Source organism: Polyangium mundeleinium (assembly GCF_028369105.1).
Taxonomy (GTDB): domain Bacteria; phylum Myxococcota_A; class Polyangia; order Polyangiales; family Polyangiaceae; genus Polyangium; species Polyangium mundeleinium.
In genome coordinates, this window is record NZ_JAQNDO010000001.1 from 4,698,143 (window position 1) to 4,720,909 (window position 22,767).

General features: G+C 65.7%; 7 protein-coding genes. All 7 read left to right on the plus strand.

The annotated features are described in order from the left end of the window. Positions 1–115: 115 nt before the first annotated feature. The 7 genes from POL67_RS18755 (at position 116) to POL67_RS18785 (ending at position 22,586) form a co-directional block, all read left to right on the plus strand. Entirely contained in the window at positions 116–1,789 is a 1,674-nt protein-coding gene (locus POL67_RS18755) for a hypothetical protein (protein WP_232379711.1), read from the plus strand. 99 nt (positions 1,790–1,888) lie between these two features. Beyond that, positions 1,889–5,734 (plus strand): tol-pal system YbgF family protein, encoded by a 3,846-nt coding sequence (locus tag POL67_RS18760; RefSeq protein WP_271918899.1) that lies wholly within the window; start codon positions 1,889–1,891, stop codon positions 5,732–5,734. A gap of 11 nt (positions 5,735–5,745) precedes the next feature. Further along, positions 5,746–7,224, plus strand: coding sequence for a tetratricopeptide repeat protein (locus POL67_RS18765; protein ID WP_271918902.1), 1,479 nt, complete (start codon positions 5,746–5,748; stop codon positions 7,222–7,224). A 199-nt stretch (positions 7,225–7,423) separates the two neighbouring features. Continuing rightward, positions 7,424–7,696 carry a hypothetical protein gene (locus POL67_RS18770; RefSeq protein WP_136931315.1) on the plus strand — a complete coding sequence of 91 codons (273 nt, stop codon included), beginning with the start codon at positions 7,424–7,426 and terminating at the stop codon, positions 7,694–7,696. 212 nt (positions 7,697–7,908) lie between these two features. After that, positions 7,909–9,969, plus strand: coding sequence for an AgmX/PglI C-terminal domain-containing protein (locus POL67_RS18775; protein WP_271918905.1), 2,061 nt, complete (start codon positions 7,909–7,911; stop codon positions 9,967–9,969). A gap of 348 nt (positions 9,970–10,317) precedes the next feature. Then, positions 10,318–11,229 (plus strand): tetratricopeptide repeat protein, encoded by a 912-nt coding sequence (locus POL67_RS18780; RefSeq protein ID WP_271918907.1) that lies wholly within the window; start codon positions 10,318–10,320, stop codon positions 11,227–11,229. 68 nt (positions 11,230–11,297) lie between these two features. Further along, positions 11,298–22,586 (plus strand): tetratricopeptide repeat protein, encoded by an 11,289-nt coding sequence (locus tag POL67_RS18785; protein WP_271918909.1) that lies wholly within the window; start codon positions 11,298–11,300, stop codon positions 22,584–22,586. The last annotated feature ends 181 nt before the right edge of the window (positions 22,587–22,767 follow it).

Genomic DNA, 22,767 nt, shown 5'->3' on the forward strand with positions numbered 1-22,767 from the left:
GCTGACGAACGGTACCTGGGCCGGTTCGGGTCGCCTTCATCGACCTCAACCTCCGAACGACGAGGAACGACGAATGCGGAAAGGGCTGGCTACTCTCTGTCTTCTTGCTTCTGCCATGCTCGCGGCGCCGACGGCGTTTGCCCAGCAGGGCAAGGCTCCGGCCGCGCCGGCAGCCAAGGCTGGCGACGCCAAGAAGAACGACAAGAAGGCCGCTCCGAAGGAGATCGAGCTCGAGGACGAGGCCGACGGCCCCGTGACCGCGGGCCAGATGACCGAGGAAGCGGCGCAAGCAAAGCGGCTGTTCGACGCGGAGCGATGGAGCGAGTCCGCGCTTCTCCTGAAGCGCGTCGTCGACGGCGAGACGGGTGACGACGAGGGCAACAAGCAGATCGCGCAGTATCACCTCGCGATCGCGCTCTATCGCCTTCAGTTCTACCAAGCGAGCTACGCGATCTTCTCCGAGATCGCGGACAAGACGAATCACCTCAAGTTCAACGAGACGCTGCTCTGGCTGTCGAAGCTCGCCACGCAGCTCCCCGAGCCTGCCGACATCATCGAGCGCGTCGGCAAGTACAAGAGCGAGCAGGTCGCGCGGTTCAACAACCCGCAGCAGCGTGATCTCTACTGGCAGCTCAACTACCTGCTCGGCCGGTACAAGTACCGCAACCGCAACTACGAGGAGGCCATCAGCCTCTTCGAGAAGGTCGACGCGAAGAGCAAGTACTACGTTCAGGCCCAGTTCTTCACGGGCATCTCGAACGTGCAGCTCCGCAAGTCGGTGCCCGCGGTGAAGTCGTTCCAGCGCATCGTGCAGGCGCTCGACGAGGGCGTGGAAGGCGTCGAGGACGAGAGCCGCATGCGCGATCTCGCGTTCCTCTCGATGGCCCGCACGTACTACTCGGCGTCGGTCCGCCTCGACGACAACAGCGTTCCGAAGATCGACGGCAACAAGCTCAGCGCTGCCGTCAAGTACTGGAACCGCGTCGACGTGGGCAGCGAGTACTGGCTCGACGCGCTCTTCGAGCAGTCGTGGGCGTACTTCATGGCCGGCGACTACCCGCACGCGCTCGGCAACATGCACACGATCGAGTCGCCGTACTTCCCGAACGCCTTCTATCCGGAGGCGGACATCCTGAAGGCAGTTATTTCGTTCACGATCTGCCAGTACCAGGATGCGACGACGATCGTGGCGCGCATGCGGAAGCGCTATGAGCCGATCAAGAAGGAGCTCGAGGCGATCCTCAACCGTTTCAAGGGCGAGGACGCGGAGACGAAGTTCTTCGACTTCTTGAAGGACGTGCGCGCGGGCAAGGCGGCGCTCTCGCCGACGGTCAAGCCGATCGTCGAGAACGCGCTCTCGGATCGCCAGCTGCTCCGCAACCTCGAGTACGTACGCGTGCTCGACGAGGAGGACGCTCGTTACAAGAAGGCGCCGGCTGCGTTCCGCAACTCGCCTGTCGGCGGCGACGTGACGGACGCGCTCTCGCTCGCGCGTGATCTCGCGGTGCGCAACGCCGGCACCCTCGCGCGGGAGCGCTACCAGCGTTACCTCGACGAGCTCAACGAGCACCTCCGCGACGCCTCGAAGATCCTCATCGACATCACGGCTGCCGAGCGAAACAAGCTCGATCAAGAGGTCGTGAGCGGCCAGCTCACGAAGGAAGAAGCGCTCGTGTTCGGCGTCGTCAAGCCGGACGATGAGCACGTTCTGTGGCCGTTCAACGGCGAGTACTGGCGCGACGAGCTCGGGTTCTACCGGCAGGTCGTCACGTCGAAGTGCGGCAAGTAGCGGGAGGCCCGAGGGGGCGGCGACGTGTCGCGCCGCCCCGGGGGGATTGCGGCAAAGCCGCCTCCGGGTTGCGAGTTATCAGTTGAGGAGATGACGACGATGAAGCAGTCCAACGTGAGTGCGCTGCGACGGCTCCGTTTCGTGACGGGCGCAGCAGCACTTTTCACCGCCGCCGTCGCGACGGGCCCGGCGTCGGCCGCCGATGAATGCATCACGCAACAAGCCAAGGACTCGCTGGCGCAGTGCCCCGGCGGGTCGCTCAAGCAGAGCGCTGGCAAGAAGCCGGCGATGAGCTTCAAGTCGGCGCCGCAGGGCGTTCAGCTGAAGAAGCGGGACGACCAGCTCAAGCCGACGAATCCGACGGCGTCGATGAACGCCGCGCAACGCGACGAGCGTCGCAACCGGCTGGCAGCGCGCTCGCGCCAGCTGCTCATCACCGAGATCCAGGGCCTCGAGAGCCTCTTCTCGAACACCCCGAAGAACGCGCCCGATCGTCCGAAGCTGATGCGGCGTTTGGCCGAGGGGTACGTCGAGCTTGAGTCGGCCGCGTTCCGCGACAAGACCGAGCAGAGCATCAACGCCGACGAGGCGAAGCGCAAGAACCCCAAGGCAGAGAAGGGGTTCCGTGACGAGGCGGCGAAGGCCGACAAGATCCTCGTCGCCGCGAGGCAGCAGGCGATCAAGTACTACTCGCTGCTGAAGAATGGCTACCCGAAGTGGTGCCAGAGTTCGAACGCGCAGGACCCGACGAAGAGCACGGGCTGCACGGACGAGGTGCTCTACTACCTCGCGTATGAGTACGAGCAGGCCAACCAGCTCGATCAGGCGCGCAAGGTGTACTTCGAGCTGATCCAGAACTGGCCGCAGTCGAAGTTCATCCCGAACGCGTACCTCGCATTCGGCGAGCTCTTCTTCAACGAGGCGCAGGGCGATCCCTCCAAGTGGCAGCTCGCGGAGCAGTCGTACCAGGAGGTCGTGAAGTACCCGCCGCCGGACAACAAGGTCTGGGGCTACGCGCACTACAAGCTCGGCTACGTGTACTGGAACCAGGGCGAGTTCCCGAAGGCGCTCACCGAGTTCAAGAAGACCATCGAGTACGGCATGCAGTACCAGCAGCTGCCAAACGCGAAGGAACTCGCGAACTCCGCGCGGCGCGACATCATCCCGGTGTACGCGCTCGCGGCGGCACCGAAGGCCGCGCACGACTTCTTCAAGCCGCTCTCGGGCGACACGGGCGTCAACAACGAGAAGACGCTCAAGATGCTCGACGACCTCGGCCAGAACTACCTGGACACCGGCCACTACAAAGAGGGCATCGAGCTCTACAAGGACCTCATGGTCCGCGATCGTGGCCCGAAGTACTGCAAGTACCAGGGCCACATCACCGAGGCCACGCTTGCCATGAAGTCCGGCAACAAGGACTCGATCAAGGGCGAGCTCGACCAGATGCTCGAGGTGCACAACAAGTTCATCAGCGAGGGGCACCCCGACGACATGAAGCTGAAGTGCTCGAACGCGACCGCGGGTCTTCTCACGGAGACCGCAATGGCGTGGCACCTCGAGGCCGTCGGATCAGGCGGCGTGCGCGGCACGGGTGACAAGAAGACGATGACGCTCGCGACGCTGCTCTACGAGCGCGTCGTGCAGAACTTCAAGCAGGAGCAGTTCGCGCGCTTCGAGTTCCCGCGCATCGTGAAGGAAGACTGGCCGAACGTCTTCAAGATCAAGTACGCGATGGCCGACCTCGCGTACTTCAACAAGGATTGGGCCAAGTGCGGCCCGGCCTTCGACTCGGTCGTCGCGGAGGATCCGAGCGGCCCGCTCGCGCCCGAGGCCGCGTTCGCAGCGGTGCTCTGCTACCAGAACATCTACACCGAGATGCACAAGGACGGCTCGGAGAAGAAGGGCACCGGGCAGCTCCCGAGTGCTGCGGATGGTGGCAAGAAGGGCGACAAGAAGGCCGACAAGGCCAAGTGGGCCCCGAAGGATTTGACCGACAACCAGAAGGGCATGCTGACCGCGTTCAACCGGTACATCTGCTACATCAAGCCGCCGGAGAACGACAAGGAAGCCCAGGAAAACTACGTCGAGGTCAAGTACGCGCGCGCCCGCACGTACTTCGAGGCGCAGCACTGGGAGGAGGCGGCGTACGCGTTCCGCGACGTCGCGGTGAACCACTCCGACAAGGACGTCGGCATCTACGCGACGCAGCTCTACCTCGAGTCGCTCAACATCCTTGGCTCGAACTCGGAGCCGGCACGGCCCTCCTGCTACGACAACATGGCCGAGGACGTGCCCAAGTTCCTCGACCTGTACTGCAAGGGCGGCAAGGAAAAGGAGAACGCCGAGCAGTGCGGGATCCTGACGCGCATCCAGCGCGACATCGAGCGTCTGCGCGCGCAGAAGCTCATCGAGTCGGCGGACGCCGGTGGCCAGGGCGTCGACACGATCAAGATGTACGAGCGCGGCGCGCAGGCCTACATGGACCTGTGGAAGAAGTACGGCGAAGCCGCGTGCGAGAAGAAGGAAGCCTCCTGCGAGAAGGGCGAGGAGATCCTCTACAACGCGGCTCGCGCGTTCCAGGCTGCACGCCTCATCGCGAAGTCGATCACGGCGCGTCAGATCCTGCTGAACCCGAAGTACAACCTCGACAAGACCGAGCTCGCGAAGAAGTCGATCTACGAGATCGGCGGTAACTACCAGGCGATCGCGGTCTACGACGAGGCGGCGAACTGGTACGAGCGGTTCTCGCGCGAGAACCCGAAGATGGAGAAGGCTGCCGAGGCGCTTCAGGACGCCGTCGTGCTTCGTCTCGGTCTTGGTCAGGAGGATCAGGCGATCAAGGACGCCGACCTCTTCAACAAGAACTACGGGTCACAGAAGCCGACCGAGGCAGCGAAGATCGCGTTCGCCATCGGGTCGCACTACATCGACAAGGAAGATTGGGACGGCGCGCGGCGGCGGCTCAGCTCGGCCATGGGCCAGATCGATCGCAACGCGACGTTCGACGTCCAGATCCAGGCGCACGCGCTGCTCGGGCGGGTCTTCACGAAGATCAACAACCCGTCGAGCGCGACGCCCGAGTACAACAAGGTCCGCGGCTACTGGAAGGATCCGCAGGCTGCGCTGAAGAAGCTCGACTCCATCGGCGGCAGTGAGGAAGAGAAGATTCGTCGTCTGGGCAAGTCGCTGACGGCCGTCGGTGAGGCGCTCTTCTTCTTCGCCGAGCTGAAGCGTAAGGAGGTCGATAAGATCCGGTTCCCCGAATACAAGGGCTCCGGCCAGCGTGACGATGTGATGAAGCACATCAACACGAAGGTCATGGACTGGATCAAGAAGAAGCGGCCGGCGATCGAGGAAGCCTCGAACGAGTACGTGAAGATCGTCAACCTCGAGCCGCTGCCTCCGCCTCGCTGGGTCATCGCCGCCGGTTCGCGTGTCGGTCAGATGTGGAGCAAGTTCGTCGCCGAGTTCCGTGCCGCGCCGATCCCGAAGGAGTGGAAGGGCAACGGAATGGTCCCGGGTACGGACCTCAGCTACGCCGAGCTCCGCGGCGAGTACTACGTGAAGCTCGACGAGGCGAGCGAGCCGCAGAAGTTGGCTGCGAAGGCCGCCTTCAAGAAGTGCCTCGACTACTCGGTCAAGTATCAGTTCTTCGATGAGTACTCGCGTGCCTGCGAGGTGTGGCTGTCGAAGAACTACGGCGCCGAGTACCACCTCATCGACGAGTTCCGTGGTTCGCCGTCGCGGGTGAACTCGGGTCTCAGCGATCGCGCGCAGCCGCTCAACCTCGACGGTACGGCGTTCACGCCTGCGAGCGATGCTCCGCAAGCCGAGAACAAGCCTGCGGCGGCGCCGGCGACGGGCGACAAGCCCGCCGAGGCGAAGCCCGGCACGTCACCCGAGAAGGCCGCCATCGAGGGCGCCACCACCAAGAAGAACTAAGGGAGCGAGCCATGAAGAGGTTTTCGATTCTTGTGGCGACGGCTGCCCTCACTGCCGCAGTTGGTTGCGGCGGTGGGGGAGGGGGAACGGGCGGCAAGCCCGCGGTGGATCCCAAGACCGGCGCGGCGATCGTTGACAGCAAAGGCAACTCGGTCTCCGTCGCTGCGGCGAACAAGTACAAGGATGGTCTCGAGGCCTTTAACAAGCACGACAAGGCCCGTGACTGGACCGAGGCCACTTGCCAGGAGACGGCGGCGATCTTCCTCGACGCGGCCGACGAGCAGGCCGGCAAGACGCTGGTCGAGGCGATCTACAACGCGGGCGTCTCGTATCAGCGCTGCAAGCAGGACGCGAAGGCGAAGGAGTATTTCAAGAAGGCGCTCGACGCGGATCCCAAGTTCCACCGCGCACGGGTGCAACTCGCGATTTACTCCTTCGCCGAGTCGCAGGAGAAGGCGATCGATCAGGCGATCAACGATCTGTACCAAGCGGCGGTCGTCGACGCGCGGTTCCAGAACGTCGAGGGCCTCGTCCAGCTCGGCATGTTGCACATGAAGCGCAACAACGCGCAGCCGGACAAGGATGGTCGCACGGACCTGCAGAACGCGAAGCGCTACGCGCAGAGCGCGCTGGCCGTTGATGACGGGTATCTGCCGGCGTTCAATCTGCTCGCGCTGATCTACATGGAGTCGGCGAAGGTGAAGGCGGGTCGTTCCTCCAAGAAGGGCGTCGCGACGAACGTCAGCAAGGAGAAGAAGATCGACACGCAGGCGCTGGATCTCGCGGCTCTGGTCTGCTCGCAGGCCATCCGCAAGAACCCGAACTACGCGCCGATCCACAACACGGCCGGCATGATCCAGGTCGAGCTCAGCAACCTGAACGGCGCGGTGAGCGCGTTCAATACGGCGCGTAAGCTCGACCCGACCTTCTACGAGGCGCAGATGAACTTCGCCGCCGTGAACCTGAGCTTCCGTGGGTTCGCGCAGGCGGAGGAGGCGTATCGCGCCGCGCTGAAGATGCGGCCGAACGATTACGACGCGCACCTCGGGCTCGCGCTCGCGCTTCGTGGTCAGATCGACGATACGAACTTCGACAAGATGGTCGCAGCGGCCGCCGCCGAGCTGGCGGAGGCGAAGAAGCTCGCGCCGGAACGGGCGGAGACGTACTACAACGACGCGATCCTCACGCAGGAGTACAAGGCGAAATCGGGTGGCAAAGATGCCGAGCCGATGCTCCTCGCGGCGAAGCAGCTCTTTGGCGAGTTCATCGCCAAGGCTGGGAGCGCGCCCGAGTATGCGGATGCGGTGAAGCGCTCGAAGGAGCGCATGGAAGAGATCCAGCAGATCATCGACTTCAACAAGCAGACCGAGGCAGAGCGCAAGGCAGCCGAGGCGGAGGCGAAGAACCGCGCCGCCGAGGCGGAAGCCAAGGGCACCGAGGAGGGCGGCGAGGCGAAGCCGCCCGAGGGTGGTGCGCCACAGCCTCAGTGAGGGAAAGGCCCGCGGTGCCCAGGACGGCACCGCGGGCTTTTTTGGATCCTCCGGGAACCTTGGGTCGTTCGGGGTGTCTTTTCAGGCCAGGTCGAGAGAGTCTCGAACGAAACCTGGCTCGGATCCCGTTGACCACGTCCCTTCGGGGACGGTACGATGTGACTGAAAATACGGCGAAGACTGGCGAGGAGGCTTGAAGATGAAGAGGTCAACGCGTTTGGGTGCTGCGCTGGTCGCTGGTGTCGGCGTTCTTCTCGTGTCGTCGTTTGCGTTTGCCCAGGGCAAAGCGGGCGCCGGTGGGAAGAAGGACGAGGGGTACGGATACGAGTTCACGGACGATCCCCTCAACGCCGGTGGTTTCGGGCCGACCGACGCGACGATCCGCGTTCGTCCCGGTCCGGTTCGCACGACCCTGATTCGTCCGCGCACGTCGTTCGTGCCGGAGATGCTGAAGTCGGTCGAGAATCTCTGAGGAGACTCGGGGACTCGTGCGGGGGGCTCGGGCTGCGGTTTCGAGCGGACGCGGGGAACGCGATCGCAGGGCCGCAGCGATGAATCCAAGGGCTCCATCGCCTTTTTGGGAAGGCACACGAGTCCCTGAGTAATATTCGATGCCCCGAACCCGGGGTTTCTGGTCGCCTCGGGCGACGGCGGGACGCAAAAGGCAGGGAAGGCTGGCTCACGATGGAAGGCAAGCAGAAGGTCGCGCTCACGTTCGCGCTCTACCAGAATGAAGCGCTCGTGCGTCGAGAGACGGTGACGCAGGACATCGTCAAGGTTGGAAAGGACCCGAAGAGCCATCTGCGCGTCGACGACGAGCTGGCCTCGCGCATGCACGCCGTCATCGAGGTGGCGTCGCCCGAGGACATCACGCTGATCGACCTCGGCAACGAGCCGGGGACGCTCGTGAACGGCGCCCGGGTGAACAAAGTCAAGATCAAGGCCAACGATCAGCTGCAGATCGGCGGCACGAAGATCGTGCTCGAGAAGGCCGAGCCGGTGGCGGTCGCGGGGGGCGCGGCGAAGGCGCCCGGCAACCCGTTTGCCGCGGCTCCTGCGGCGAACCCGTTTGGCGCGGCTCCCGCGGCGAACCCGTTTGCGGCAGCGGGCGGCAACCCGTTCGCGGGCGCTCCCGCGGCGGCGCCGAGCCCGTTCGGTGGTGGCGGCGGCGACCCGTTCGGCATGAACAACCCCTTCGCGCAGCCGAAGCCGCCTGCGCACGATGAAGTGCCGCACGACGCGCCCGAGGGCTCGTACACGTACCAGCTTGTCAAGAGCGGCCCGGACGTCCCGAACGAGGAGGTCGAGTCGCCCTCCGCTTCCGTCGAGGTGATGATCATGTGGGATCAGATGGTCCTGCACGTCTCGCACCTGACGCCGCCGCGCTCCTTCTACGTGGGCGAAGAAGAGAGCAAGAACTTCAAGTGCGATTACTTCGTGCCCCAAGAGAAGATCGGCACGACGCGCGCCCCGGTGGTGCTCGCGGATCGCGGCGGGTCGGTCTCGGTGGTGCTCCTGCCTCGCGCGAAGGGCACGATCGAGTTCGCGGGCCAGCCGAAGATGACGGTGCAGCAGGCGATCGACAGCGGCAAGACGCAGCCCTGCTCGGAGCTCTCGGGCGCGTTCCAGATCGCGCTGCCGCCGGGCTCGAAGGCGCGCATCGACGTGGACGGCCTGATCTTCCAGGTGTCGACGGTGAACGCGGGCCGCGTGGTCGCGGGGCACGTGCAGTTCGACACGCAGAACTACCTCTACCACGGCCTGTCGATGGCCGTTCACCTCGGGCTCCTCGCGGCGATGGCGTTCTTCATGCCGCCGCTCGGTGCCACGGACGAGGACGGGGTCTCGGACGATCAAAAGTTCATGATCCAGCAGTTCCTCAACGCGGCCGCTGAAAAGGAGATGGAGGAGAAGGAGACCGAGCAGGTCGCCGACAACGCCGCCGACAACAAGGAAGGCGGTACGGGCACGCGCGCGAAGGGTGAAGAGGGTTCCATGGGTAACCCGAACACCAAGTCATCGGGCAACCGGTACGGCGTGCAAGGCCCGGCGGACAACGCCGATCCGCACATCGCGCGGCAGGCAGCGCTGCGTGACGCGGCGGAGTTCGGCATGATCGGTCTGCTCAACTCGGGCGCCGGTGGTGATCCGAACGCGCCGACGGCCCCCTGGGGTCGCGACGATTCGCTCGGCAACGACGCTCTGTCGGCCCGCGGCAACATGTGGGGCGACAACATCGGCGACTCGTTCGGCGCGGGCGGCCTCGGTTTGTCCGGTATCGGCGAAGGCGGCGGTGGCCGCGGCGAGGGTATCGGTCTCGGCTCGATCGGCACGATCGGCCACGGCGCGGGCACCGGCACGGGCCAGGGCTTCGGCTCCGGTCACGGCCGCTTGTCGGGGTCGCACCGCACGAAGCCGCCGCAGGTGCGCATGGGCGCCACGAGCGTGAGCGGTCGTCTCCCGCCCGAGGTCATCCAGCGTATCGTGCGTCAGAACTTCGGTCGTTTCCGCCTCTGCTACGAGAACGGCCTGCGGAACAACCCGAACCTCCAGGGCCGCGTCGGGGTGCGCTTCGTCATCGGTCGTGACGGCGCGGTGTCGAACGTGGGCAACGGTGGCTCGGACATGCCGGATGGCGGCGTGGTGTCGTGCGTGGTCCGCGCGTTCTACGGTCTGTCCTTCCCGCAGCCGGAAGGCGGCATCGTGACGGTCGTGTACCCGATCATGTTCAGCCCCGGCGGCTGACGTTCGATCGGACCGTGTAGCGATGCCCCGCGGGTCACGAGCCCGTGGGGCATCGTGTTTTTGTCGACGAGCATCGGCGCGCGGGGGAGCGTCTGGGTCTCCCGAGTACGGCCGGACGCTTGGCCGGCGCGTTGGGAGATGGGCACAATCCAACTGGACTTTCGGCGCGCCATCCGCCTATTCTCGGCGCGCAAGAGAACGTCTCGTCCTATGCCTGGGCGGCAATTTGGCTGCAAGTTCGAGGACTTATGTGCGTGCTTGGTGCGGGTGGGGCTACCGTGGCCCTCGACGCGCGCGGGTGACGCGAGGAGCGGCGGAGCCGGCTCCGAGAGAAAGGTGAGCGAAGCAATGAAGCTTGGCGCAATGGTGATGGCGTCCTGTCTCGTGGTCTCGAGCATGCTCGGGATGGGCTGCAGCCGGAACCGGCAGGAAGCCGTGATCCTCGCAAACCAGGCGGACAAAGAGGTCGCGCTGAACCCGGAGGGCGCTGCCACGAAGTACGAGCAGGCGACCAAGCTCGATCCCACGAACCATCGGATCTTTTACAAGCTCTCGATGGCCTTCAAGAAGAAGGAGGAGTGGGACAAGACCGCATCGACCTTGAGCCGCGCCACGCAGCTCGCGCCGAAATTCGCGAACTACTGGTTCGAGCGCGCGTACGCGCTCGAGATGCAGGCGAAGAAGAAGACGATCTCGTACGAAGAGGCGAAGGAGCCGTACCAGAAGTGCATCGAGAACGATCCGAACTTCGCTGACTGCTACCACCAGCTCGGCAACGTGTTCCTCTGGACCGACGACGAGCAGAAGGCGCTCGAGAACTTCACCAAGGCGGTCGAGCACAATCCGACCGAGATCCGTTACTATACGGCGCTCGCGGATCTCTACATCCGCCTTGGATATACGAAGGAGGCCGAGCAGGTGCTCAAGGAAGCGAAGAACTTCGCGAAGCCCGGCGACAAGACTCTCTTCGGCGTGCACGTGCTGCTCTCGCAGGTTCACCAGGATCGCGGATCGCTCCCCGAGATGGTGACGGAGCTCGAGGCGGCGAAGGCGGTCGCGGGCAACGAGGGCCCGGAGTCGGTGCAGATTCTCTTCAGCTTGGGCAGCACTTACGCGCAGCTCACCCCGCCGAGGACGCAGGAAGCCGTCCAGATGCTCAAGGGTTTCACCGCCCGAGCATGCAAGGGCGCGAAGGCGGCGAGCTTCAAGACCGAGTGCGAGACCGCGCAGACGCTGGTCACGCGGCTCGGTGGCAACTAGTCGGGGGCGCGGTTCGTCGACGTCGTTTGCAAGGCCTTTTGTAGGTCAGGTCAGGGGCCGAGGAATCCATGGATCTTGCGCAGCGTCTGAAGCATCTCGAGTCGGTTCGTGAATGGCAGGGGCTCGCTGAAGAGCTCGAGAAGGGGCTCGCCAGCGAGGCGGATGCCACGGCGAAGGCCGGTTACCACCTGCGTCTTGGGCGGCTCCTCGAGGAGAAGTTCCTCCAGGGCGTCAAGGCGCTCAAGCATCTGCAGGACGCCTTCAAGCTGAATTCGACGCTCACCGAGGCACTTCGCCTCGCGCGGCTCGTGTACTGGGACCTTGGCAAGATCAACATGGTCCAGAGGCTCCTCGAGCTCGAGCTGAAGGGGCTCGGGGATGGCCCCGAAGCGACCGCGCTGCTCGTGGAGCTCGGGGACGTGTACTGCGACATCGGCGAGAACGAGAAAGCCGTGTCGACGTACGCGCGCGCGCTCGGTACGTCCGGGGGCACGAGCGAGGAGGCGCGCGCCGGCCTGGCCGACGCGCAGGTCGAGCTGGAGAGCTGGGAGGCGCACGTCGCAGAGCTCCTCCAGCGCGCGAACGACGCGTCGCTCGACGGGGCTTCGCGGGCGCGCCTGTTCTTGCGAGCCGCGCGGCTCGCGCGTCGCTTCGCGCCGGCGGAGGTCGATGACCTTCTCGCGAAGGCGTACGAGGCAAACCCGCTCGATCGCCAGGTAGCCGCGCTCTACGAGGGGATCCTCGTGGAGGAGGAGCGCTCGCAGACGCTCGTCGATGCACAGCGCCGCGTGCTCGACGCGATGAGCGGCCGTGGTCGCGCCGAGTCCGCGCTTCGGTTCGGTACGCGCTGGGCGACGCGCCATCAGAACGCGGAGCTCGGCGCGAAGCTGCTCGAAGAGGCGCTCGCGCACGACCCCGAGGCCGAGGGCGCGTTCACGTACCTGCGTGATCTTTGGGGTGCCAAGGAAGGCGATTGGGAGCGTGTTGCGGTGCTCGCCGAAAAGATCGCTTCGGACGGCGGGAACGGCTCGCCGTTCATGCTCGCCCAGGCCGGCGGGATCATCTGGCAGAAGCTCGGCAACGTGATGCGCGCGCGGCCCTGGTTCGAGAAGCTCTCGCAGGTCGCGCCGCAGCACCCGACGCTGCTCGCGTTCGAGACGCAGATCGGCGAGCGCCTCGGCGCGGCGACCTCGGTGCCCGCGGCTTCGGTGCCTGCGGCTTCGGTGCCTGCGGCTTCGGTGCCCGCCGTGTCCGAGCCTGCGCCGTCCGCTGCTGCACCCGAGGTGGAGACCGAGGTGTCCACGGAGGTCGTCGAGGAGGAGGACGCCGTCGACTGGGCGAAGATCGAAGAGCTCAAGGCGAAGGCGCAGAAGCAGGAGCAGGCCAAGCGCTTCAACGAGTACGTCAAGACGCTCGTCGAGCTCGCGGAGGCGGTGCCCGACGCGGCGGACAAGATCTCGTACTACCTGCAGGCCGCGGAGCTCTACACGGGCAAGTTCTCGAACGCGGCCGAGGCCGTGAAGTGCTTTGAGGCGATCCTCGTCATCGACGGCGAGAATGCGCAGGCGATCGAGTATCTGCAGCAGAGCTACGAGAAGCGTCGCGACTGGGAGAAGCTCATCGGGCTGAACCGGCGCAAGGCGCAGATGATGCCGCCGGGGCCGTCGCGCGCCGAGAAGTTCCTCGAGATCGCGAAGCTCGCCACCGAGCGCGTCAAGAAGCCCGAGGTCTGCGTCGAGCTGTGGGACGAGGTCCTCGCCGACGATCCGGAGAACGTCGAGGCGCTGAACGCGCTGTCGGGCCTCCACGAGCGCTCGAAGGACTGGGACAAACTCGCCGTGGTGCTGCAGAAGCAGGTCGAGATCACGGCCGACTTCAAAGCGAAGGAGGCGCTGCTCGGCAAGCTCGGCGCTCTCTACGGCGAGCGCCTGAACAACGACGACGCCGCGATCGACGCGTGGGAGCAGCTCCTCACGCTGAACCCGAACGAGCGCAAGGCCCAGGAGGCGCTGAAGAAGCTCTACCTGAAGGTCGCTCGCTGGGAGGACCTGCAGCGGTTCTACGAAGAGCAGGGCAAGTGGGACGAGTTCATCCGCGTTCTCGAGTCGCAGGAGGCGAAGGAGACCGAGGACAAGAACAAGATCAGCCTGCTCATGAAGACGGCCCAGCTCTGGCTCGATCAGAAGAGCAAGGCCGATCGGGCGATGAAGGCCTACGAGAAGGTGTGGACGATCGACGCCGGGTACTTGCCGGCCGCCGAGGCGCTCATCCCGCTCTACACGCAGGCCAACAACGCGAAGGGGCTCGCGGTCGCGATCGAGGTCAAGCTCGCGAACGATCAGGACGCCGATACGAAGCTCGCGCTTTACCGTGAGGTCGCGGGCCTCTACGAGGCGAAGCTCAAGGAGCCGCAGAAGGCATTCGAGCGGTTCCTGTCCGCGTTCGAGCTCGCGCCCGGCGACGAGCAATGCGTCGAGGACGTGGAGCGCGTCGCGCGCACGACGGGAAGCTGGGACAGCCTCATCGCGTCGTACGGCAAGACGATCGCGCGCGCGGACGAGGATGTGGATCGGGATCTCGGGATCGCGCTGCGTCTCCGGCTCGGTCGTGTGCTCGTCGACGAGGTCAAGCGCGTGGACGACGCGCTCGCGCAGTTCCGCGCCGTGTACGACACGGATAGCGAGAACGCTGCGGCGATCTCGGCGCTCGAGCGTCTCTACCGCGACACGGGTCGGTTCACGGAGCTCCTCGAGATCTACAAGCGCAAGCTCGAGCTGGCGCAGGACACCGAGGAGACGAAGAGCATCCGCTACGCGATCGCGCAGCTCTACGTGAACGAGATCAAGGATCCGGGGAGCGCGATCACGACGTACAACGAGGTCCTCCAGGACGATCCGGCCGACGCGCCGGCGCTCGAAGCGCTCGACACGCTCTACCGCGAGCAGGAGCAGTGGGAGAGCTACGTCGACGTGCTGCGTCGACGCATCGAGCTGAACCTCGGTGACGCGATCACGGTCGACCTGAAGTACCGGCTCGGCTCGACGCTCGAGAAGCTCGGCGACGCGCACGGCGCGCTCGACAACTACCGGGAGATCCTGGTCCTCGATCCGGCGAACGACGGCGCTCGCATCGCGCTCGAGAAGCTGCTCGAGAACGAGGAGCTCCGCGCTGAGGCGGCCGGGATCCTGCAGGAGATCTACGAGACGCGCGGCGACTGGGAGAAGCTCATCCAGTCCCTCGAGATCCTGGCGGCCGCGGAGGCGGACGTCGGGACGCGCGTGAACCTCCTGCGCAAGGTCGCCCGTACGGCGGCCGAGCACCTGACGGATCTCGCGCGGGCATTCGAAGCGCAGAGCCGCGCGCTGAAGGACGATCCATCGAACGGCGAGACGCGCGGCGAGCTTGAGCAGCTCGCGGCGCAGGCCGGCTCGTGGGACAAACTCTTCGCGGTCTTCAGTGAGATCGCGGGGGGCCTGAGCGACGAGCGGCTCGCACGCGAGTACTGGATGCGGCTCGCGGGCATCTCGGAGAAGCTCGGTAAGATCGAGGACGCGGCGAACGGCTACAAGCGCGTGCTCGAGATCGATCCGGCGGACGGCGAGGCGCTCGCTGCGATGGACGCGCTCTATCGCCGCACCGAGCGGTGGCAGGACCTCATCGAGGTCTTCCGCCGTCGTATCGCGCTCGCGCCGGAGTTCACGGATCGCGAGGCGCTTTTCGCGCAGATGGCCGAGGTCTACGAGGAGAAGCTCTCGCAGCCCGGCGACGCGATCGCGGCCTATCAGGAGGTGCTGCGCGAGGATCCGACGAGCAACGTGGCGCTCGCCGCCCTCGACGGGCTCTTCTCGCGGCAGAGCATGTGGGAGGACCTCGCGGACAACTTGGAGCAGCAGCTCCGGTACGCCACCGAGGACGAGCAGCAGATCCGGCTCATGCTCCGCCTTGCGGCGCTGCGCGAGTCGAAGATGAACCTGCTCGAGACCGCGATCGAGGGCTACCGTCAGGTCCTCGAGCGCGAGCCCGCGAATGCGGAGGCGCTCGGCGCGCTCGAACGGCTCGGCAAGCTGCCCGAGCACGAGGTGGCGATCGCCGAGATCCTCGAGCCGCTCTACAGGGCCTCGGGCGATTACATGAAGCTCATCGGCGTGCACGAGGTGCAGGTCCGACGGAGCGACGACGTGAGCCGCAAGGTGGAGCTGCTCCATCAGATCGCGACGCTCTACGAGGACGCCGGCGGTGATCTGAACTCGGCCTTCGACACGTACGCGCGCGCGCTCGGACACGACCCGGCGCTCGACACGACGCAGCAGGGCCTGGATCGGCTGGCGCGCGCAACGGGGCGGTTTGCCGACCTCGCGCGCGTGCTGGAGGAGCTCGCGGCGCAGCAGCAGGAGCCGGAGCTTTCGAGCCAGCTCTACACGATGAGCGCGCGCGTCTACGAGTCGGACATCGGCGACATCGAGAGCGCGATCAAGCACTACCGCAAGGTGCTCACGATCGACGCGCGCAACCTCGGCGCGGCCGAGGCGCTGGAGAACCTCTTCAGGGCCGCGGATCGCTTCGAGGAGCTCTCGCAGATCCTGCAGCAGAAGGCCGACATCCTCGACGAGCTTGGCGAGAAGAAGGGCGCGCTCTTCCAGGCGGCGTCGATCGAGGAGGAGATCCTCCAGCGGCACGACGCTGCGATCGCGGTGTACGGCAAGATCCTGGAGCTCGACCCGGAGGATCTCGGCGCGATCGATCAGCTCATCAAGCTCTATCTCGGTTTGTCGCGGTGGGCCGACCTTCTCGCGGTGTACACGAAGAAGGTCGATCTCGTCGGTGATCCCGAGGAGAAGAAGAGCATCTACTACCAGATGGGCGCGGTCTACGAGAGCGAGCTCAAGGACGTGCCGGCGTCGATCGACACGTACCAGCGCGTGCTTGAGCTCGATCCGGACGATCAGCAGGCGCTCGGTCGGCTCGACGTGCTCTACCAGCAGGCCCAGAACTGGCACGAGCTGCTCGGTGTGCTCGAGCACCTCTCCCGCATCTCGGCCGATCCGGCGGAGCAGATCAGCTACAACTACCGAATCGCCGAGCTCTACGAGAAGCACCTCGGCGACGTGCAGCGCGCGATCGAGCTCTATCGCGATCTGCTGCAAGTGATGCCCGATCACGAGCCCACGCTGGTGGCCCTCGAAGGCATCAAGAGCGGCGGCGCGGCGGCGGCGCTCGAAGCAGCCCTCGTGCTCGAGCCCATCTACGACACCGCGCAGCAGTGGGACAAGCTGATCAGCGTTCTCGAGGTTCAGGTCGCGAAGGCGGAGGATCCGTACGCCAAGGTGGAGCTGCTCCACCGCATCGCGCGCCTGCACGAGGAGATGCTCGGCAACCACCAGGCGGCCTTCGATACGTACGCGCGGGCGGTGACGTTCGACATCGCGAACCAGGATTCACTCGGCAACATCGAGCGGCTCGCGATGTACGTGACGCGGTGGAAGGATGTCGCGGCGCTCTACGATCAGGAACTCGGCAAGCTCGGTGAGCAGCCGGATCAGTTCGTCGAGCTCGGGCTCCGCCTCGCGGGGATCTTCGAGACGCAGCTCGAGGATGTCGACAGCGCGGTGGCGCGCTACCGGCGCGTGCTCGAGGTCGACGCGGAGAACTGGACGGCGATTTCCTCGCTCGACCGGCTCTTCACGATGGCCGAGCGCTGGACCGATCTCGTGCCCGTGCTCGCGCGCGAGGCCGAGTCGTCGCCGAACCCGGAGGACGCGCTCGAGTTCAAATATCGGCTCGGTCAGGTCCACCAGCTCCGCTTGAACGACCTGGCGGCGGCGATCGGCGTCTACCGCGAGATCCTGAATGCGGCGCCCGATCACACGGCGACGCTGGAGGCCCTCGAAGGCCTCTTCGCGGCGGGCGTGAAGCAGCTCGAGATCGGCGAGATCCTGGAGCCGCTCTACCAGTCGTCCGGTGACTGGGAGAAGCTCGCGGGTGTCCTCGAGGCGCAGCTCACGCACCTCACGGAGTCCGCGGATCGGCTCACCATGTACTACCGCATGGCGGAGATCCACGAGGAGCGGCTCGTGGCGCTCGACGGCGCGCTCGGCGTGTACGTCCGCGTGCTCAAGGAGTACCCGGCGGACGAGAAGACGCTCGAAGAGGTCGAGCGGCTCGGCGGCTCGACGGACGGCGGCTGGAACACCCTCGGCGACGCCTACGCCGACGTGCTCGGCCTGCACGGCGACAAGGCGGTGCAGACGAACATCGGCACGCGGCTCGCGCGCGTGTTCGAGGAGGAGCTGCGCGACATCGAGAAGGCGGAGCAGACGTACCGGTACGTGCTCGGCGTTGATCCGCTCGATCCGAAGGCGCTCGCCGAGCTCGATCGGATCTACACGGGGCTCGAGCAGTACGCCGACCTCGCGGGGATCCTCGAGCAGCGGGTCAAGGTGCCGATGGAGCCTTACGAGCACATCGAGCTCTACGGCCGCCTCGGCCAGGTGTACGAGGAGCAGCTCGGGCAGGTGGACGACGCGATCCGCGCCTTCCGCCGGCTCTTCGACGAGCTCGACCTGAACAACGAGGCCGCGATCTACGCGCTCGAGCGCCTGTACGGCAGCAAGGGTTCGTGGACCGAGCTGATGGGCGTCTACGAGCGCGAGCTCCAGATCACGGCGAACGAGGGCGATGTGCGCGCGAAGATGGCGCGCCTGCTCTCCGAGCCGGAGATGCTCAACAACATCCCGGCCGCGATCGACATGTGGAAGCAGGTCCTCGACATCAAGGGCGAGGACACGGAGGCGCTCTTCGCGCTCGCGAACCTGTACGAGCGCGAGCAGCGGTGGGCGGAGCTCTGCGAGGCCCTCGAGCGGCAGTTCGACGTCGAGCCGACTGACGAGGCGCGCGTGGCTGTGCTCCTCCGTCGCGCGAAGCTCTACAACGACAAGCTGACGCGCGACGACCTCGCGCTCGACGATTACAACCGCGCGCTCGACATCGAGTACGCGAACGTCGAGGCGCTCTACGCGATCGCGGACATCTGGCGGAAGCGCAACGATCCGAACGAGCTCGTGAGCATCCTCCACCAGACGGTGGATCGCGCGGGTTCGGTGCTACCGGCCGAGAACGTGGTGGCCCTCTACCGCGAGCTCGGGACGACGTACCAGAACGTGCTCGTCCAGGCGTACGACGCGATCGACGCGTGGCGGAAGCTACTCGCGGTCGATCCGCGCGACTTCGAGGCCATGGCGGCGCTCGAGAACCTGCTCCGCGCGGAAGAGCGCTGGGTCGAGGTGATCGACGTCAAGATGGGCCGCGCGGCGGCGTACGAGGACGGCGCGGAGAAAATCCGCGAGTACCTCGAGGTCGCCGACATCTGGGAGCACCAGGTCCAGGACAAGGACAAGGGCACGCCGGCGTACGAGAAGGTCCTCGAGATCGAGTCGACGCACGATCGGGCCTACCTCGCGCTCGAAGAGCTGCACTCGGCCGCGCACCGCGCCGAGCCGCTCATCGAGCTGTACCTCGCGCGCCTCGACTCGCGCGAGGACACCGACGAGAAGACGGACATCCTCCGCAAGGTCGCGCGCGTATTCGAGACCGAGCTCGAGGACCGGATGCAGGCGTTCGACGCACTGCTCACGGCGTTCGAGCTCGACTTCGACAACATGGACACGGTTCGTTACCTCGAGCGCATGGCGCAGGCGACGAACCGCTGGCCGGAGCTCGTGCAGACGGTCAACGGCTGGCTGCAGGCGCTGAACCCGGAGAGGGATCCGCTTCGCACGATCCGGCTCTGCCTGCACCTCGCGAAGTGGTACGCGGAGGACCTCGGGCACCCCGAGTACTCGCAGCCGTACTACGGCAAGGTGCTGCAGATCGACCCGAACAACGTCGACGTGCTGCGCCAGATGGCGAACTTCCACAAGAAGGGCGGCCAGTGGCAGCAGCAGGGCCAGATGCTCACGCGGGCGCTCGAGATCGCCGTCAAGGACACCGATCGCAAGGAGATCCTGACGGAGCTCGGCGAGGTGCTCGAGAAGAACGCGGGCGACGTGGAGCAGGGCCTCTCGTTCTACAAGCGCGCGCTCGACGTGGACGCGTACCACCTGGCAGCGCTCGAGGCGCTTGACCGCATCTACACGGATCGCGGCCTGCTCCCCGAGCTCGTCGACGTCCTGACCCGCAAGGGCAAGGCGCAGACGGAGGCCTCGCAGATCGCGGCCACGAAGCTGCGTTGCGCGGGCCTCTACGAGAAGGACCTCGGCCAGATCGAGAAGGCGGGTCAGGTCTACCGCGAGGTGCTCGAGGTGGACGCGGCAAACCTGCTCGCGATGCGCGGCCTCGAGCGCGTCTACAACCAGACGCACCAGTGGCCGGATCTCGTGGGCGTTCTCGAGATGCAGCTCGACGTGGTCACGACGGAGCGCGAGCGCATCGACGTGCTGCTCAAGATCGCGAAGATCCAGGAGGAGCAGTTCCTCAAGCCGGATCTCGCGGCCGCGAGGCTCGAGCAGGTCGTGGACATCGATCCGCACCACGAGGCGGCGCTCGACTCGCTCGAGCGTTGCTACCGCCGGCTGCGGCAGTGGCACGACCTCATCAACACCTACGATCGCCACATCAACGCGACGATCGATCGGCAGAAGAAGATCGAGCTCTGGTCGGCGACGGCGAAGGTGTACGCCGAGGAGGTCCAGGACTTCGACCGCGCGATTGACGCGTGGCTGAACATCACGGACCTCGACGACAAGCACATCCCGGCGCTCGAGGCGCTCGCGAAGCTCTACGAGAAGCAGGAGGATACGTCGCGCGCCATCGACTATATGACGCGCGTCGCCGACCTGACTCCGGACGGCAAGCAGCGTGTCGAGATGTATTACCGGATCGGCAAGCAGCTCGACGAGAAGATCGGGGATCGGATCGCGGCGCGGGATCGGTTCGAGATGGCTCTCGATCTGGATCCGGCGCACCTGCAGACCCTGGCCGCGTTGCGCGTCATCGCGATCGACTCCGAGGATTGGGACACCGCTGCGCGGTACCTCGATCAGGAGCAGATGAACACCGAGGCGCCGCGCCAGCGCGCCAAGCTCCTCGTGGAGCTCGGCAGGCTGCGCGACGATCGGCTCGGCGAGCACGATCTCGCGGTGCAAGCGTACGAACTCGCGCTCCAGAGCGACGGCGACAACGAGGACGCGGCGATGCCCTTGCTCGCGGAGTACGTGAGCAACGAGAAGTGGGCGAAGGCGGAGCCGCTCGGCGAGATGCTCGTCCGGAAGTCGGGCAAGCGCGAGAAGTCCGAGCAGCACCGGCTGCAGAACACGTTCGGCAAGGTGCTCGTCGCGATCGGGAAGAACGAGCAGGCGCTCAAGGCGTACCAGGCTGCCTACGCGATCGACATGACGAACCGCGAGACCATTGAGGGCCTCGCCGACGTCTGCTTCCGCTTGGGTGACTGGGCCGGCGCGCTGACGAACTACCAGAAGGTCCTCGGGACGACGGACGAGGCCGAGACCGAGGCGCGCGCGAACGTCTACTACAAGCTCGGCCTCATCAAGCAGAACCAGGGCCAGGCGAAGCAGGCGATCAACAACTTCGAGAAGGCTCTCGGCGTGGAGCCGGCCCACCGGCCGACGCTCGACGCGCTCGTCGGCGTCTACGACGGGCTGAAGGACTGGAAGCAGGTCGCGCACTACAAGCGCCAGATCCTCGACAACATCATCGACGGCGCCGAGCGCTTCAAGCTCCTCGGCGAGATCGCCGATACGTGGGAGAAGGATCAGAACCCGACGAAGTCCGTCGAGGCGCTCGAAGAGGCGCTCGATCTGGAGCCGCAGAACCACGTTCTGCTGCACCGGATGCTCACGCTGTACCAGAAGGTTGGTCAGTGGGAGCAGATGGTGGACACGCTCCAGCGCATCGCGGACCTCGAGACGCAGCCCGGTCGCAAGTCGCGCTACTTCTTCACGATGGCGCAGATCTACCGCGACAAGCTCGAGGAGCTCCCGCGCGCGGTGGACCTGTTCAACGACGCACTGGATCTCGATCCGGCGTTCCTCGACGCGTTCGAGCGCATCAACAAGATCCTCACGTCGCAGAGGGACTGGAAGCAGCTCGAGCGCGCCTACAGGAAGATGCTGCACCGCGTGGCGGGCAAGGGGAACATCGACCTCGAGTTCACCCTCTGGCACGCGCTCGGTCTCATCTACCGCGACCGGCTCGAGGACGTGAACGCAGCGGTCGAGACCTTCAAGATCGCCGCGCGTCTCAAGCCGGAGGACGTGCAGGAGCACCAGATCCTGGCGCAGCTCTACACGGGCCTCGGGAACACGGAGGACGCGATCTCCGAGTACCAGTCGCTCGTGAAGATCGACGCGACGAACGCCGACTCCTACCACGAGCTCTACCGGCTCTACGTGGAGCAGAAGTCGTACGATCCGGCGTGGTGCACGGCGGCGGCGCTCGCGTTCATCCGCAAGGCCGACGAGGACGAGCAGCGCTTCTTCGAGGACTACCGTCCGCAGGGGATGTTGCAGGTCAAGAACCGGCTCGACAACGAGCAGTGGCTCCGGAACCTCTTCCACGAGGAAGAGAACCTCTACATCGGCAAGATCTTCGAGATGATCGCCTCCGCGGCGCTCAAGGCGAAGATCGCGACGCTGGAGGCGAAGAAGGAGAAGCCGGTCCTTGATCCGCGGTTCCGCCAGGATCCGGCCACGTCGACCGTCACGTTCGCCCGTACGTTCGGTTGGGCCTCGCAGGTGCTCGGGATCCCGTGCCCGGCGCTGTACGTGCGCAGCGACGTGCCGGGTGCCCTCGTCGCCGTTCCGGCCGAGCCGCCCTCGTCGGTTGCGGGTCAAACGGTTTTGACTGGGTTCTCGCCGCAGGAGCTGACGTTCATCATCGGCAAGCACCTCGCGATGTATCGCGGCGAGCACTACATCAAGACGCTGTTCCCGACGGTCACCGAGCTGACGGTGCTCCTCTTCGCGGCGATCAAGCTCGTCCAGCCGGACGCGCCTTCGCCGGCGGACATCGACAAGCAGGTGCTGGCGACGGCGCAGACGATCCGTCAGTTCATGCAGCCGATGCAGATCGAAGGTCTGCGGATGGTCGTGAAGAAGTTCGTGGCGGACGGGGCAAAGGCGAACCTGAAGCGGTGGTCGCAGTGCGTGGACATCACGGCGAACCGCGCGGGGTACCTGCTCTGCGGCGACCTCGAGATCGCGAAGAAGATCATCGCGGCCGAGCCGCAGCAGCCGGGTGATCTGCCGCCGCAGGAGAAGCTGAAGGAGCTGCTCCTGTTCTCGGTGTCGGATCAGTACTTCGCGCTGCGGCAGCAGCTCGGCATCGCGATCGGCGGCGAGTAACCGCTCTCCGCGCGGACAAAAGCGAGCCGCCCTCCTCGGAAGGGGAGGGCGGTTTCGTTTTGTGTACCAACGGCTGCGTGGAGGGGCGCTGGCGGGCCCCTCCCGTTGGTATCGGCCGCACCGAGGTCGATGCACCAAAGGTCCAGGGCTGGCCCTGGTCCGGGTCGAGGGGTGGACAGCC

What these genes read in the sequence shown, in the direction of transcription:
- POL67_RS18755 (WP_232379711.1), top strand. Translation starts at nt 116, where the DNA reads ATGCTCGCGGCGCCGACGGCGTTTGCCCAGCAGGGCAAGGCTCCGGCC.
- POL67_RS18760 (WP_271918899.1), top strand. Translation starts at nt 1,889, where the DNA reads ATGAAGCAGTCCAACGTGAGTGCGCTGCGACGGCTCCGTTTCGTGACG.
- POL67_RS18765 (WP_271918902.1), top strand. Translation starts at nt 5,746, where the DNA reads ATGAAGAGGTTTTCGATTCTTGTGGCGACGGCTGCCCTCACTGCCGCA.
- POL67_RS18770 (WP_136931315.1), top strand. Translation starts at nt 7,424, where the DNA reads ATGAAGAGGTCAACGCGTTTGGGTGCTGCGCTGGTCGCTGGTGTCGGC.
- POL67_RS18775 (WP_271918905.1), top strand. Translation starts at nt 7,909, where the DNA reads ATGGAAGGCAAGCAGAAGGTCGCGCTCACGTTCGCGCTCTACCAGAAT.
- POL67_RS18780 (WP_271918907.1), top strand. Translation starts at nt 10,318, where the DNA reads ATGAAGCTTGGCGCAATGGTGATGGCGTCCTGTCTCGTGGTCTCGAGC.
- POL67_RS18785 (WP_271918909.1), top strand. Translation starts at nt 11,298, where the DNA reads ATGGATCTTGCGCAGCGTCTGAAGCATCTCGAGTCGGTTCGTGAATGG.